Origin of the sequence: Martinezella lusitana (assembly GCF_014207095.1) — a bacterium.
In the GTDB taxonomy this organism is placed as follows: domain Bacteria; phylum Pseudomonadota; class Alphaproteobacteria; order Rhizobiales; family Rhizobiaceae; genus Rhizobium; species Rhizobium lusitanum_B.
The window spans coordinates 50,813-64,577 of sequence record NZ_JACHBG010000006.1 but is presented as its reverse complement, the minus strand read 5'-3'; the positions used below and the strand labels follow the sequence as shown (position 1 = coordinate 64,577).

At 60.5% G+C, this 13,765-nt stretch carries 13 protein-coding genes; 9 read left to right on the top strand and 4 right to left on the bottom strand.

Translation table 11 applies throughout. The annotated features are described in order from the left end of the window. Window positions 1-49: 49 nt before the first annotated feature. The 8 genes from GGD46_RS14970 to GGD46_RS14935 all read left to right on the top strand — a co-directional run bounded on the left by GGD46_RS14970 (window position 50) and on the right by GGD46_RS14935 (window position 6,657). Complete coding sequence (locus GGD46_RS14970) at window positions 50-769, top strand: PfkB family carbohydrate kinase (protein ID WP_246806319.1); 720 nt, start codon at window positions 50-52, stop codon at window positions 767-769. Between the two features lie 142 nt (window positions 770-911). Beyond that, window positions 912-1,370: a phosphonate C-P lyase system protein PhnG gene (phnG, locus tag GGD46_RS14965; RefSeq protein WP_184705143.1), complete on the top strand. Its 459-nt coding sequence runs from the start codon at window positions 912-914 to the stop codon at window positions 1,368-1,370. A 2-nt stretch (window positions 1,371-1,372) separates the two neighbouring features. Continuing rightward, the gene (gene phnH / locus GGD46_RS14960; protein WP_184705141.1) at window positions 1,373-1,918 is read left to right on the top strand and encodes a phosphonate C-P lyase system protein PhnH; all 546 of its coding nucleotides are present in this window, start codon (window positions 1,373-1,375) and stop codon (window positions 1,916-1,918) included. Next, window positions 1,918-3,012: a carbon-phosphorus lyase complex subunit PhnI gene (locus GGD46_RS14955; protein WP_184705139.1), complete on the top strand. Its 1,095-nt coding sequence runs from the start codon at window positions 1,918-1,920 to the stop codon at window positions 3,010-3,012. The genes phnH and GGD46_RS14955 overlap by 1 nt, the downstream gene beginning before the upstream one ends. Further along, a complete protein-coding gene (locus GGD46_RS14950; RefSeq protein ID WP_184705137.1) occupies window positions 3,009-3,920 on the top strand; it encodes an alpha-D-ribose 1-methylphosphonate 5-phosphate C-P-lyase PhnJ in 912 nt (303 codons plus the stop codon). The genes GGD46_RS14955 and GGD46_RS14950 overlap by 4 nt, the downstream gene beginning before the upstream one ends. Further along, window positions 3,920-4,747, top strand: a complete 828-nt coding sequence (locus tag GGD46_RS14945) for an ATP-binding cassette domain-containing protein (protein ID WP_184705135.1) — start codon at window positions 3,920-3,922, stop codon at window positions 4,745-4,747. The genes GGD46_RS14950 and GGD46_RS14945 overlap by 1 nt, the downstream gene beginning before the upstream one ends. A gap of 13 nt (window positions 4,748-4,760) precedes the next feature. Further along, window positions 4,761-5,507 (top strand): phosphonate C-P lyase system protein PhnL, encoded by a 747-nt coding sequence (locus GGD46_RS14940; protein ID WP_184705133.1) that lies wholly within the window; start codon window positions 4,761-4,763, stop codon window positions 5,505-5,507. Beyond that, a complete protein-coding gene (locus GGD46_RS14935; RefSeq protein ID WP_184705131.1) occupies window positions 5,494-6,657 on the top strand; it encodes an alpha-D-ribose 1-methylphosphonate 5-triphosphate diphosphatase in 1,164 nt (387 codons plus the stop codon). Before GGD46_RS14940 ends, GGD46_RS14935 begins: the two co-directional genes overlap by 14 nt. A gap of 111 nt (window positions 6,658-6,768) precedes the next feature. On the opposite strand, the gene GGD46_RS14930 is transcribed toward GGD46_RS14935, so the two are convergent. Then, window positions 6,769-8,826 carry a bifunctional aldolase/short-chain dehydrogenase gene (locus GGD46_RS14930; RefSeq protein WP_184705129.1) on the bottom strand — a complete coding sequence of 686 codons (2,058 nt, stop codon included), beginning with the start codon at window positions 8,824-8,826 and terminating at the stop codon, window positions 6,769-6,771. A 227-nt stretch (window positions 8,827-9,053) separates the two neighbouring features. Between GGD46_RS14930 and GGD46_RS14925 the strand changes: the two genes are divergently transcribed. Then, a complete protein-coding gene (locus GGD46_RS14925; RefSeq protein WP_184705127.1) occupies window positions 9,054-10,034 on the top strand; it encodes a sugar-binding transcriptional regulator in 981 nt (326 codons plus the stop codon). A 39-nt stretch (window positions 10,035-10,073) separates the two neighbouring features. On the opposite strand, the gene GGD46_RS14920 is transcribed toward GGD46_RS14925, so the two are convergent. The 3 genes from GGD46_RS14920 to GGD46_RS14910 form a co-directional block, all read right to left on the bottom strand. Continuing rightward, window positions 10,074-11,018: a carbohydrate kinase family protein gene (locus tag GGD46_RS14920; protein WP_184705125.1), complete on the bottom strand. Its 945-nt coding sequence runs from the start codon at window positions 11,016-11,018 to the stop codon at window positions 10,074-10,076. Between the two features lie 71 nt (window positions 11,019-11,089). Next, window positions 11,090-12,121, bottom strand: coding sequence for an ABC transporter permease (locus GGD46_RS14915; protein WP_184705122.1), 1,032 nt, complete (start codon window positions 12,119-12,121; stop codon window positions 11,090-11,092). Beyond that, window positions 12,118-13,686, bottom strand: coding sequence for a sugar ABC transporter ATP-binding protein (locus GGD46_RS14910; RefSeq protein ID WP_184705120.1), 1,569 nt, complete (start codon window positions 13,684-13,686; stop codon window positions 12,118-12,120). The genes GGD46_RS14915 and GGD46_RS14910 overlap by 4 nt, the downstream gene beginning before the upstream one ends. Window positions 13,687-13,765: the final 79 nt, after the last annotated feature.

Sequence of the window (13,765 nt, the reverse complement as noted above, 5' to 3'; positions counted from 1 at the left end):
TCACGACCGCATATGGCAATTGGATGCCCCGTTGATCCGGGGCGGCCGGATGCAGTTTTCATCCCGAACAACCCGGCTTGGCGGCGGCGCCTACTATACCGGCCAGCAGCTTCTGGAACTGGGAGCCGACGTCGCACTCGTCTCGCGGTTGATGCACGACGAGCAAGGGCAAGCCACGCTCACATCGCTTTCCTCCGCCGGTTTCGACACCGACTATATAATGATGGCCCCCGGAGAAACCGCGCCGCTGGAAATTTTCCTGGAGCCCAACGGCGAGCGGACGATCATCGCACCGGCCGGCCGGGCGCATCCCCTAACCGCTCCGGGGAAGCTGTCGAGCGCAGGCGTCTATATCAATGCCTTTACCCTTGATGGGCACATTGTCGATCAGATCAGTGCGCAACCGCTAGTTCTCTCCCAATTTCCACTCAAGCCGGCGACGCCGCGCCCGGCGGACTATGTCATCTCCTCTCGTGACGACCTTCCAGACGATCTTGCTCATGCCTGGCAGCGCGCGGCCGCAATCGCCGGCCCACGCCTGAAAATGCTCGTCCTTACCGATGGTCCGCGCCCAATCACATTGTTCGACGGTTCAAGCGCATTAGAGGTCGAACCGGCCGAGAGGATTGCTACGGCAAACACGATCGGCGCGGGCGACCGCTTCGCAGGCGCATTTCTATTCGCTTTGCTGCAGGGACAGACGCCGGCGGCCGCCGCGTGGGACGCAAGCCGCATCACAGCCGAATGGCTGCGCCGGCGTGACGACTGAGCGCTTCGCCCAGTTCGAGGAATCTCGTCTCTCAAAGCAAAACGAGATGGACAATTCATTCGGATGATTATAGTAATCATCCGAATGTTTCCGGTGACCCATCGCCGGCATCAAGCGACCCCTAAGTGCCAAGGAAAAGACGATGACTAAGGAGAAGACTGGTGATCCGGTCGGCGCATCCTATGCCCATGCGCAGACCCTGGAGATTCTCGCAGCAAGCCGTCCGACAAACATCAAGGCCACCGCCGAACAGATGCTCGACACGCTTGGCGACGTCGACGTTGTCGTCAACCGTACCGGCCTTGTGATGCTTCCGTTGACGGATACCGTCCAGGGCACCGCCTTTCACCTGGGCGAAGTGCTTGTATCCGAAGCGCATATCCGCGTGCCGGGACAGTCCGTAGAAGGCTATGGCGCCATCATTGGCCGCGACCTCGAGCATGCCATGGCAATGGCGATCATCGATGCGGCAATTGCCAGCAATCATCGAGCCGACATCATTCTCGAATTTTTGAACGCCGAGCACGACCGTCAGCGGGAAGAAGACAGCCAGCGACTGCGAAACGTCGAAGCGACCCGCGTGCAAATGGAGACATTCTGACCATGGCACATTCCCTTACACCGACCGTGGACGATACCCGCACCAATGCCACGTTTGAAGATCTCATGTGGGCTCTCAGCCGGCCCGGCCAGCCTCGCGACATGTCGGAAGAGGGTTTCTGGAGCCTCGCGGAGAGCCTGCTCGATCGCGAATGCAGCTTCCATTGCGAAGACGACGCCTCTTTGAGCTCCGTCCTGACCGCAACGGGCGCCCGCCCGGCGCCGCTTGCCGAGGCGGACTATGTCTTCGCGGCAATCGACTCTGCCGAGAAGCTCAAAGTCCTCGCCTCGCTGCGCATCGGCAGCCTCGCCTATCCGGACGATGCAGCGACGCTGTTTGCCCCCGCGCGACTTGGTTCCGGACAGCGGCTGCGTCTTTCCGGTCCCGGCATCAGGGATAGCATCACGATCGATATCGATGGCGTCGATCCCGCCTTCTGGCAAATGCGCGCAAGAGCGATCCGCTATCCCCTCGGCTGGGATCTCTATCTGGTCGACGGCAAGCGTCTGCTCGGTATTCCCCGTTCAACGAAAATCGAGGTGCTGTGATGGCTTATGTAGCAACCCGCGGCGGCGAATATGCCATCGAGCAGGCCGAAAGACTTTTCCGCAGCGATCTCGGTCCGATTACTCGCGAGCGCGTCGAGGCCGTTCGAACAGGCCTCCCCTATCTCATCGACCGCGTCATGGGTGAGGCATCGCTCTATGAGCCTGATCTCGCGGCGTTGGCGCTGGCACAGGCAGGCGGCGATCTCTATGAAGCCATCCTCCTGCTGCGCGCCTATCGCACGACGCAGCCCCGTATCGCGGTCGCCGAGCCGGTTGGCCAGACGGATCTTTTCACCGTTCGCCGTATCTCCGCCGCCTTCAAGGACATCCCCGGCGGCCAGATCCTCGGCCCGACGCTCGACTACTCGCACCGCTTGCTGCAGGTCGACGTGTTGAAGGGCGAAGACTATGTGCCGGAACCGGTTATTCCGGCAGCAAAACCGGCCCCTGCGACCCAGCCATCTCTGACCAGCTGGCAGAAAGCGCAGGGGCTCATTCCCGAGCACGCAGACCAGGACGTTACGCCTGACGACATTCCCGATTTGACACGCGAGCCGCTGCTGTTTCCCGCGGCCAGGGCACATAGACTGCAGAGCCTCGCGCGCTCCGACACCGGGGGAACCCTGGCGCTCGGCTATGCCACCATGCGCGGCTACAGTTCCGTGCATCCGACGGTCAACGAATTGCGTCTGGCCGAAGCGCCGGTCCGGATGCGTCACCCCTGCGGCACCGTCTTCAGCGCCGGCCGCGTCCGCGTCAGCCAGACCGAGGTCATATCCAAGGCGAGAGAGCTGGAGCTGGGCTTCTCCGCCACCTTCGGTTGGAACGAGGTGAAGGTGATTGCGGCTGCGACGCTCGATCTCGCTTCCAGCCAGCCCAATCCGCATCCGGCGGCCAACGAGGAATTCGTCCTATATCACACGGAACCGGTCGAAAGCTCGGGCTTCTGCATCCACTTCAAGCTTCCGCACTACGTCACGTTCCAGTCGAGCCTGGATGCGCTGCGTCGCGTCAAGGCGGACAAGAGCGCTGATGCAGCCAAGACTGCCGTTAACGAGAAACCTGCCGCCCGGCAGGAGGAGGTCGCACTATGAAGCTTCAGGAGCTCACGAAGCCTTGGGTGGCTTTCAACTACGGCTTTCTCGATGAATCCGCCAAGCGCGAAATGCGCCGCCGTATTCTAAAAGCGATTGCGGTGCCTGGCTATCAGGTGCCCTATGCCAGCCGCGAGGTGCCGATTGCCCGCGGCTGGGGAACCGGCGGCCTGCAGGTGACGTTGACACTTCTAAAGCCGACCTCTGTGGTCAAAGTCATCGACCAGGGGTCCGACGATTCCGTCAATGCCAGCAGCATCCGCAAATTCGTTGGGCGCGTTGGCGGAGCGGTCGAGACCGAAGACACGATGGCGGCCACCATCATCCAGTCCCGCCACCGCATCCCGGAAGAAAAACTACGCGAAGACCAGATCCTCGTGCTGCAGGTTCCGGACCCGGAACCGTTGCGCGCCGTTCAGCCGGACCTGTCCGTCGCCCGCGAAATGCATGGCGATGCCGATTACGGGCAACTATGGCTCGTGCTCTACGAACAGCTCGTGAAATCGGGGCGTATCATGCAGGGATCGAGCTATCCGAGCATGGTCAACCGCCGTCACGTCATGACGCCGTCGCCCATTCCGCGCTGGGACGTGCCGAAACTCAATCAGGCTGATCATCTGACGATCCTGTCGGCCGGGCGCGAAAAGCGCATCTTTGCCGTGCCGCCCTATACAAGCGTCGAACCGCTTGTCTTCGACGATGTGCCCTACCGCGTCGAAGATCACCAGGACAAGACCTGCTACCGCAGCAATGTCACAGGCTTCTTCATGAATGAGCTTCCGCAGGACGACGGCTCTTCGCAATACGAGCTGTCCGACAGCCACTTCGGCGTCAAGCACATCCGAAAATCGGAAGCAGAACCGGTCGCGATCGGCGAAACATGGTACAATAATGGAAAGATGGACTGATGGTCGCGCTTGATCCCACTCAATCAACAGAGTTGACCCGCCAGCCGCCCCGACTGATGATGGCGCAGCCCATCCTGACCATGCGCGACATTGCCCGCAACTATGGTGACGTCACGGCACTCGGCGGCGTCGACGTTACGGTCTATCCGGGCGAAGTCCTTGGCATCGTTGGCGAATCCGGCTCTGGCAAGTCGACCCTTCTGAGAATGATGAACCTTGAGGATACGCCGGATACCGGCACTTACAATCTCGCCCTTCCCGGCCAGGAGGGCCGTAACCTCTTCACGCTCGATCGCTTCGAGCGGCGAATGCTGCGCGCCCATCATATCGGCATCGTCTACCAGAATCCGCATCTTGGCCTGCTGATGAACCATACTAGCAGCGGCAACGTGGCTGAGCGATTGCTGATCGCCGGCAATCGCAACTTCGCAGAGCTGCGCGACCGAGCGCGCCAGTCGCTCAACGCCTCCGAGTTTCCGATCGAGCGTATGGATGCCAGGCCGAACGAGTTATCCGGCGGCATGCAGCAACGCGTGCAGCTCGCCAAGGCGATTGCGCTCGAACCGGCCGTTCTGCTGCTCGACGAGCCGACGACCGGCCTCGATGTCAGCGTTCAGGCGCTGGTTCTCGATACGCTGAAGCGGCTGCAGCGCGAGCGTTCCATTACCATGGTGTTGGTATCGCATGATCTTGGTGTCATCCGTACGATGGCAGACCGGGTTATGGTCATGCGCCGTGGCATGGTCGTGGAACAGGGTCTCGCCGACCAGATCTTCCAGGATCCGCAGCACGCCTATACGCAACAGCTCGTTCACGCCAAGCTTTGACAGGGAAAGAAAGATGAATATCCAGGTTTCCGCCCGTCAGACCAAACCGACGGTGCTGCGCGTCGAAGGCCTTTCGAAGCAGTTCGAGATGCATCACCTCAAGCGCACGCTGTTCGCCTTCGAGAATATCGATTTCGAGCTGAATGCGGGTGAGTTCATTCTGCTGAAGGGCGAGAACGGTGCGGGCAAATCGACGCTGCTGCGTACGCTCTATCGCTCCTACCTGCCGCGCGCGGGCCACGTCTATTATCACACGCAGGAAGGCATCATCGATCTTGCGACCGCTGCCGACGTCGATATTGCAGTACTACGACGTCGGGAGATCGGCTTCGTCACGCAGTTCCTCAACGCCCGCCCGCGCGTTGCGGCCGAAGAGATCGTCGCCGAGCCGCTGAGACTTGCCGGCAGGGCGCATGGCGAAGCTTTGGCCGAAGCCCGACGTTGGCTCGATGCCTTCGGCGTGAAAAGACAGCTTTGGTCGGCCTATCCCTCGACCTTCTCCGGTGGCGAGCAGCAGAAAGTCAATCTTGCGCGCGCTCTCATCCTGCCGCAGCGCCTGCTGCTGCTCGACGAACCGACGGCATCGCTCGACCATGCCGCCCGCCGCGCACTGGTGGAGAGATTGGCACAGCTCAAGGCATCCGGCGTTGCGATGATCGGTGTCTTTCACCACCCGGACGATGTAAGGGCTTTGATCGACCGAGAATTGCATCTGGAAGCCATCAAGATCGAGGACGAGCAAGACGATGTGGTTGAGTAATTTTGAGATTGTATTGCAGGATCGCGTTATCGAGCGTGGCGCCGTCAGGATCGAGGATGGGCTGATTGCTGACATCAGCGAAAGGCCGGTCGAAGAGGCCGAGATAGATGGCCGCGGCCGGCTTCTACTTCCCGGTTTCGTCGACATGCATGGCGATATGATCGAGAAAGACGTCGAGCCTCGCGTCAACGTCCGCATGCCGATCGAGCTCGGCGTGTACGATCTCGACAAGAAACTTGCCGCCTGCGGCGTCACGACGGCCTATGCCGCGGTTGCCTTCACGCCGGCCACCTATGGCCATGTCCGCTCGGTAGCCAACACCCGCGCGATGATAGAGACACTCGCCGCCATGCGGGACGAGTTGCTGATAGACCATCGGGTCCATGGTCGTTTCGAAGTGACCTTCCTGCCCGCCGTTGAGGAGGCGAGAGCCTTGATCGATGCCGGGGCGCTCCACTTGATTTCACTCATGGACCACACACCGGGCCAGGGACAATATCGCGATATAGAATTGCATATCGCCAACACCGCCAAAGCACGGAAGATCAGCGAGACCCAGGCGGCGGAACTGGTCAAGCAACGCATGGCCGCCCGCTCCGAGCACGGCGACAGCATGGATATCATCAACGGGCTGGCGGAGCTGGCGCGGCAGAGTGATGTCGTGCTCGCGTCCCACGATGACGATACCACCGAGAAGGTGGTGCTTCTGCACGGCCTCGGCGCCGCGATCAGCGAGTTTCCAATCAACGTCGCTGCAGCCGCGGAAGCCAAGCGTTTGGGATTGGCGACCGCCATGGGCGCGCCAAATGCGCTGCGAGGACTGTCCTATTCCGGCAATCTTTCGGCCCGCGAGGCCTACGAAGCCGGCGTGCTGGATATACTGGCGAGCGACTATCACCCCTCCGCCATTCTGCCCGCAGTCATTGCCCTGGCAGAAATCGGCGAGGGCGGCCTTGCCGCTTCGGTCGCATTGGCAAGCGCAAATCCGGCAAAAGCACTGGGCCTTCATGATCGCGGCAGCATCGCCAAGGGGATGCGCGCCGATCTGGTGATTGCGGAACGCGGTCGGGTACCGCGCCTGCGCAGCGCGATCCGGGGTGGACGGACGGTCTGGTCCGACGGCTCGGTGAGGAGCCTAGTGGGCGCCTGACCTCAAATAGTTGATCGGCAAGAATCCGCCGTCAAATGTCATTGTTGTGAGCCGCCGCGCAATCGTGCCCGGCGGCTCATCTGCATCACTTGGACGCGGCCTTCGGCGATATCAGCGCATCATCGCGGCGACATTGCCGCCGTCGACGGTGATCACTGCTCCGGTAGAGGTCCGCGCCTGGACAAGATGCAGCACGGCCTCGGCAACATCTTCCGATGACACCTCGCGCTTCAAAAGGTTGCCGCGCATATAGACGTCAGGTGTCACACCCCGCGCCCGCGCTCGTTCCTCGACCATTTCATCCGTCATCAGCCCGGTCCTTATCCGATCCGGATTGACCGCGTTGACCGTGATGCCGTCGCCGGCATGTTCCAGTGCATATTGCCGCATCAGCGCCATCAGCGCCGCTTTCGACGTCCCATACGGGCCAAAGTCCGGCCCCGGGTTTACGGCCTGCTTGCTGACATTGAAGACGAGCGAACCGCCCGTGCCCTGACGCTGCATCACCTTGACCGCCGCACGGGCGATATAATGGTGGCTCCAGAAGTTTAGGTCGAAAGCTGCTTTGAACAAGGCGTCGTCCACCGCCGTCAACGCGCCCTGGAAAGCGGCGCCGGCATTTGACACCAGGATATCGACGCCGCCGAACTCTGCGGCTATCCGGGCAAGTGCGCTTTCCGCCGCTGAAGGATCCGTCAAATCGCACGCGACAGCGAATGCGCCCAAGCGTTTGGCCTCAGCTGCGACCCGTTCGCCGTCGATATCGATCAAGGCAACTTCAGCACCCTGGCTTTTCAGAAGCGCGGCTATGGCAAGGCCAAGGCCGCCTGCGCCGCCCGTCACCGCCGCCACCTGCCGCGTCAGCGGCTTTTCCGTCTGCTTGCTAAGCTTCACCTGCTCCAGAGACCAATATTCGATATCGAACAGATCTTCTTCCGAAAGCGCCTCGAAACGGTCAATACCCTCGGCGCCACGAATGACCTCGATGGTCGCTTCAGCAACATCGGCGCAAATGCGTGCCGACTTCTGCGTCGCAGCCGCGGCGAACAGACCGATACCGTCCACATAGAAAACGCGCGGCATGGGGTCGAGCATCGTCTTACCGCCGCCGACGCGGGCGTTGTTGCGCTCGAAATAGGCTTTGTAGTCTGCGGCATAGGAGGCCACTGCTGCCTTGACCGTTGCGACCCAGCCTTCGATATCGTCCGCCCTCGGCGGCGGAAGAGCAATGCCGTAGCGCTTGATGTGGATAACATGCTCCGGCGTCGCATTTCCGCGACGAACGAGATCGGCCACATTGGGGGCACCGCAGAAATCGAGAATATCATCGTTCGAACGATGCTCGATCACAAAGCGACGCGGACGCCCCTCACCCTTGCCGGGAAGCGCTATCGCACCGCGCAGGATGGGGGCGATGTCCGAAACAGACGCGAGGTTCGTGCCCGGCTGCCCGGCGCTTGCCGTTCCGAAGGGACGGGGCCGTCCTTCCGCGATGCGCTTCTCGGCCCGATCGATCGCCGCGATCATATTCTCATAGGCTTCGCGCGGATCATCCGACCAAGTGAAGATACCATGCTTCAGCAAGATCATTCCCGCCGCATCCGGCCGAGCGGAAAATGCCTTCAAACACGCCTTCGACAGATCGAAGCCGGGCATAACATAAGGCACGATGATCATTTCCGGGAAAAGCTCTCGAATGATCTCCTCGCCGCGGGGCTGGTTGGTCAGCGCCACAATGGCATTCGCATGCGTATGGTCGACATGCTTGAAAGGCAGAATGGCGTGAAGGATGGCCTCGACAGACGGATTGGGTGACGCCGGATCAAGCAAGAGCCGACGCTGCAACATCACCATGTCGTCGTCCGAGAGGGACTCGTACCTCACCATGGCTTTCAACGGTTCAAGATGCAGCGCCGGCAAGCCGGCAGGTTCGATCTTGCCCATATCCCAGCCGCTCCCCTTTACACAAAGCACCTCAACGGCGCTGCCGTCATGATCGACCAACGTCGTCTTGACCGAGGTGTTGCCGCCGCCATGCAGCACGAGTTTGGGCTCAGAGCCAAGCAGGCGCGTTGTGTAGGTGCGAATGGCAACATCGCGACCGATCCCGGCTTTCTCATAGGCGCCGACAATCGTAGCGAAGTCCGCTTCTGACCATTTAGATTTCATCTGCCATTTCCTTAGCTGACAAGCTGCGGCCGCCGCACGCAGACATGAGGATACATTCACAGAAAATCCTAATTTTCCTGTGGTATAACAAAGACTTCCAGAGGTTCCCCCTCGCGTCTGAAACAATTGACACCATTGATTGACATTCGTCAACATCAATGAGCGACTTGTTGATTAAAAGCTTTTTCTGTGCAACTCAGGCACATCGCAGACATCAGGAATCGAGTATGACCTCGGACGATTTGACGCCGTCTACGCATGCCATCCCAGCAGAGTTCGACGACGCCATCGTCTGGGCGGCCTGGCTCTATTACGAGAACCAGCTCACACAGAATGAGATAGCGGCGATGATCGGCGTTTCGCGCGCCACCATCGTCAATTATCTGCAGGAGGCACGGCAGAAGGGCGTCGTCAGGATCCTGATGAACCCCGAAATCGTCACCCGCACCAATATAGCCCGCAAGCTGGCGGCCAAGTTCAGCCTGGCGGAAGCGCTTGTCATTCCGACGGAAAAATCCGCCACGCCGGATGCGCGCCTGAAAGCTCTGGGAGCGGGCGGAGCGCGGCTGATCGAGCGCATGGTTTCGCCCGGGGATACGATCTGCGTTTCGTGGGGACGCACCGTTCTGGCGATTGCGGACGCGATTGCCTTGCCCCGGCCGCTGGAGGGGCTTTCCGTGGTTCAGGTGACGGGCTCGTCAAGCGGGACTCGCGAATTTTCAGCGGAGCTTTGTGCGTCGATCATGGCCCGTAACATGGGTGCCGCCAGCGTCAACATGATGGCGCCTACCGTGCTGAGCACACCTGAACTTCGCGATGCCTTGATGGGCGAACCGGTGCTCAAGCGCCAGTTCGAGCGGATCGGCAAGGCCGATATGATCGTCTTCGGCGTCGGCGGCCTTGCCGCTGAAAGCACGATGCGCCTTGCCGATGTGACCAGCGACGAAGAGATCGACGCCTATGCACAGGAAGGCGCGGTTGCGGTGCTGATCTGCCGCTTCCTCGATCAGCATGGCAAGCAAATCGTTCGTGATTTCGACAAGCGCGTCATCGGTATAGAGCTGGATGGGCTGCGCAGCCTACCGCGCAGGCTCTGCGTCGCAGGTGGCGCACAGAAGGTGGACGCGATCCGTGCCGTTCTCGCCGGCGGATATGCGACTCATCTCGTGACCGACATAGAGGTCGCAGAGCAGCTGCTGGCCGAATGAAAAGGCCGGGCCGGAAGACCCGGCCCGCACCGCCTTCGATCAGCGCTTGATGGGCGCCGTATTCATGAACGCCAGCGTATCTTCGAACGAGCGGATGCCTGCATCCGAGCCTAGACCCGTCGCAACAAGCGCGGCCGATGCCTGCGCGAAGTTCAAAGCGGTTTTCAGGTCCATCTTGCGATGCAATGCGGTGATGAAACCAGCGTCGAATGCGTCGCCGCATCCCGTTGTGTCCACCACCTCGATCTGGAACGCCGGCTGCCGTACGATCTCGCCGGAAGCATCGGCAAAGCATACGCCGTCGCCGCCAAGCGTGAAGACGCAATGCTTGACGCCACGATCCAGGAAGAAGCGGCTGGCGCCCTCGACATCCGACGCCCCCGAAATCTGGCGCGCTTCTTCGATAGAGGGCATGAAATAGTCGATATGCGGAAATAGAGGCGCGATCAGATCGAGCGTGCCGTCATTCGCTCCCAGCAGGTCGAATGTCGTCGTACGCCCCCGCGCCTTGGCCTCGGCAAGCAACTTGCGACTTGGCTCGCCATCAAGCTTTGCCAGCAACCCTGTACCGCCCAGGTGAATGATCGGCGGCGCCAGCACCGCATCGAGGGCACTATCGGCAATCTCGAAATGATCGGACGCGCCACGGGCATGAAGCGCGGGACGATCGCCGTTGCGGCGGATATTGAGAATGGTCGACGACGTCGGCACGCCCTTCAGCCGCTGCATCTGCGCGGTATCGATGCCGAAGCGCTGAAGTGTCGCGAGCACGAAATCGGCTTTCTCATCATCGCCAACGGCGCCGACAGCGAGGCAGTTCAGACCAAGCTTAGCGAGATCCACAACGGTTCCACCCGCCGTGCCCGCAACAGTCAGCCTGATTTCGTCGATGAACTCGACATTGCCGCCCGGCGGAATGGCATCGACCGGCCGACCAAGCACGTCAAGAATATAGAGCCCGACGACCGATACATCATGAGACATGGAAACCTCCCAAAGAACTGCACTTAGCTATGGCGCGCCAACTTATGTGACGCTGCACGACAGATGTTTAACTAGCTGCGCTCGCGCAGGGCGAATGTCGCCCCAGCCAGCAGGATGAAGATGCCGATGATGGCAAGCTGCAACGTGCTTGGAATGCCGACGAAGATCAACACGTTGCTGACCAGCGTTATGAGGAGCACTCCCAACAGCGTCCCTATCACCGACCCGGAGCCACCGGTGATGCGCGCGCCACCCAGCACGACGGCGGCAATGATTTCAAGCTCCATACCGGCCAGATCGAAAGGATTGGCGAGACGGTTGCTCGAGACATGAATCACGCCGGCGATACCCGCGAGCAAACCGGCATAAGCAAATACGAAGATCCGCACTCGAAAGAGATTGATGCCAAGACGCTCGGCAATCGACGGATTACCGCCAACGGCGAAGATGGCACGTCCCATCAGGGTACGCTCGAGAATGAACCATGTCACAAAGGCGGCCGCAACCAGAACCAGGACAGAGGCGGGCAGCACGGATACAACGCCATTCGATGCATGATGTGTAAAGAGCGAGGCTTTACCGAAGGCATCCATCGCGGACGGAATATTCATAAACAATGCTGTGCCGACAAAGGTCAGTAGAAAGCTGCGGATGACATATTGCGTGCCGATGGTGACAATCAGCGACGGCGCCTGCAGCTTCTGTACCAGAACACCGTTGAGCGCTCCGAAAGCCGCGCCCCCGAGAGCCGCGAGAATGAGCACGATCGTCATCGGCGTTTCCGGAAACCAGTCCGTGACGAGCATGGTCAGCACGTACATCACAAAAGCCGCAATCGCCGTAAACGAAACGTCGATCCCGCCTGAGGCCAGAACCACCAGCACGCCCATGGCAAACAGCCCGCGCACCACCGAAGCCCGCAGAATGTCGACAACATTGCTCATCTGAAGAAAATCGGGATTGGCCGCGATCACGATAAGGCAGGTAGCGACGGTTAGAAGCAGTGTGAAGAGCTCCGGCCGGCGCCCCATCAAATCCCACAGGCGAGGCCTCAACCCTTTGCGCTGCCGGCTGAAATTGGTCGCGGATGCGATCTCGCTCATTGCGCGATCTCCTTCGAAGTGCTGGCCATGGATTGATAGATTGCGTCTTCAGTCAGCCCATCAGCTTTGTGGGCTGCCACGACGCGGCCCTGACGCATAACGAGAATGCGATCGCAGTTCTGAAGCAGCTCCGGCAGATCGTCGCTGATGATGATGACGCCCATACCATCGTCAGCCAGCCGCTGAATGATGCGGAAGATCGTATCCTTCGATCCGACATCCACGCCAACGGTTGGACCGTGCAGGATGAGCAGCTTGGGATTGATCGTCAGCCAACGGCCGATCAGGACACGCTGCTGATTTCCGCCGGAGAGCGACTGGACCGGAATGGTAACGTCGGGCGCGACGATCTGGAGATCGCTGACGCTTTCCTCCGCGCGCTTGCGCGCCCTGCGGGGACTGATCATCCCGAATGCGTTGCGCAGGCGATCGAGGATGGGGAGCGTGATGTTGTCCTGTATCGGCTTTTCCAGAAACAAGCCTTCGGTGAGCCTGTCTTCCGGCACATAGCCGATGCCGTGCTGGATCGCCTCGGCAGTCGACCGCGGCGAAATTTCCTCACCGTTCAGACGGATCCTGCCGCTCAACGCCGGCTTGACCCCGGCGAGCGCCAGCGCCAGCTCGTTCCGGCCGGAGTCGAGCAGCCCGGTAACACCCAATATCTCACCTTTTTTCAAGCTGAGTGAAACATCTTGGAATGCATGGCCACCATCGAGTTTCTCGACATCAAGCATCACCTCATCCAGTTTCGGATCGGTGCGATACCTGGTCTCGCTGATCTCGCGGCCGGTCATCCAGCGGCTGAATTCCGCCTTGCTGTGAGCGGCGACATCGAGTTCGGCCACCTTCAGGCCGTCGCGCATGATAATCGCCCGGCCACCGAGTGACTTGCATTCGTCGAGCTTGTGCGTGACGAAAAGCACGGCCACGCCCTTGCCGCGCATTCTTTCGACGACCTTCAGCAGATTGTCGACCTCCTGGCGTGTAAGCGACGTCGTCGGCTCATCCATGATGACCAGCCGCGCCTCCGAAGCGACGGTGCGGGCAATTGCGATCAGCTGGCGCGTGGCAAGCGGCAAGGTATCGGTGCGGCGCGTCAGGAAGGCGCGGTCGGTCGGCAGATGCACTTCGGCAAGGGCTCGGCGTGCCGTTTCATGAAGTGCCGCGACATCCAGTCTGCGAGCCAGGCGGCCCGAGGCTTCGACGAGCTGTTCTGTGAACGCGACATTCTCTGCAACCGAGAGATTGGGAAGAAGCGACAGGTCCTGATAAACCGTCTCGATGCCGGCGCGCAATGCGCCGATAGCACCCAAGTCGCCGGCTTGTTCGCCGGTTGGTTGGCCATCGATCAGAATTTGTCCTTCATCGGCAAGCTGTGCACCCGAAAGGATCTTGATGAGCGTGCTCTTGCCACAGCCATTCTCACCCATCAGGTGGTAGATCTGTCCGGCCTCGATGACGAGGCTGACGTCCTTCAACGCCTTGACGCCACCAAAGGATTTCCTGACGTTTCGGGCCTCGAGAAACGGCGGCGGGGCATTAGGCAGGGCATCGGTCGTGCTCATGATGAATTCCTGAAGCTCTCAGTCCTTTTCTTCCGGAGGCGGTGGTGGTGCACACACCCCCGGAAGACGGCCTGACGAG

What these genes read in the sequence shown, in the direction of transcription:
- GGD46_RS14970 (WP_246806319.1), top strand. Translation starts at nt 50, where the DNA reads ATGCAGTTTTCATCCCGAACAACCCGGCTTGGCGGCGGCGCCTACTAT.
- phnG (WP_184705143.1), top strand. Translation starts at nt 912, where the DNA reads ATGACTAAGGAGAAGACTGGTGATCCGGTCGGCGCATCCTATGCCCAT.
- phnH (WP_184705141.1), top strand. Translation starts at nt 1,373, where the DNA reads ATGGCACATTCCCTTACACCGACCGTGGACGATACCCGCACCAATGCC.
- GGD46_RS14955 (WP_184705139.1), top strand. Translation starts at nt 1,918, where the DNA reads ATGGCTTATGTAGCAACCCGCGGCGGCGAATATGCCATCGAGCAGGCC.
- GGD46_RS14950 (WP_184705137.1), top strand. Translation starts at nt 3,009, where the DNA reads ATGAAGCTTCAGGAGCTCACGAAGCCTTGGGTGGCTTTCAACTACGGC.
- GGD46_RS14945 (WP_184705135.1), top strand. Translation starts at nt 3,920, where the DNA reads ATGGTCGCGCTTGATCCCACTCAATCAACAGAGTTGACCCGCCAGCCG.
- GGD46_RS14940 (WP_184705133.1), top strand. Translation starts at nt 4,761, where the DNA reads ATGAATATCCAGGTTTCCGCCCGTCAGACCAAACCGACGGTGCTGCGC.
- GGD46_RS14935 (WP_184705131.1), top strand. Translation starts at nt 5,494, where the DNA reads ATGTGGTTGAGTAATTTTGAGATTGTATTGCAGGATCGCGTTATCGAG.
- GGD46_RS14930 (WP_184705129.1), bottom strand. Translation starts at nt 8,826, where the DNA reads ATGAAATCTAAATGGTCAGAAGCGGACTTCGCTACGATTGTCGGCGCC.
- GGD46_RS14925 (WP_184705127.1), top strand. Translation starts at nt 9,054, where the DNA reads ATGACCTCGGACGATTTGACGCCGTCTACGCATGCCATCCCAGCAGAG.
- GGD46_RS14920 (WP_184705125.1), bottom strand. Translation starts at nt 11,018, where the DNA reads ATGTCTCATGATGTATCGGTCGTCGGGCTCTATATTCTTGACGTGCTT.
- GGD46_RS14915 (WP_184705122.1), bottom strand. Translation starts at nt 12,121, where the DNA reads ATGAGCGAGATCGCATCCGCGACCAATTTCAGCCGGCAGCGCAAAGGG.
- GGD46_RS14910 (WP_184705120.1), bottom strand. Translation starts at nt 13,686, where the DNA reads ATGAGCACGACCGATGCCCTGCCTAATGCCCCGCCGCCGTTTCTCGAG.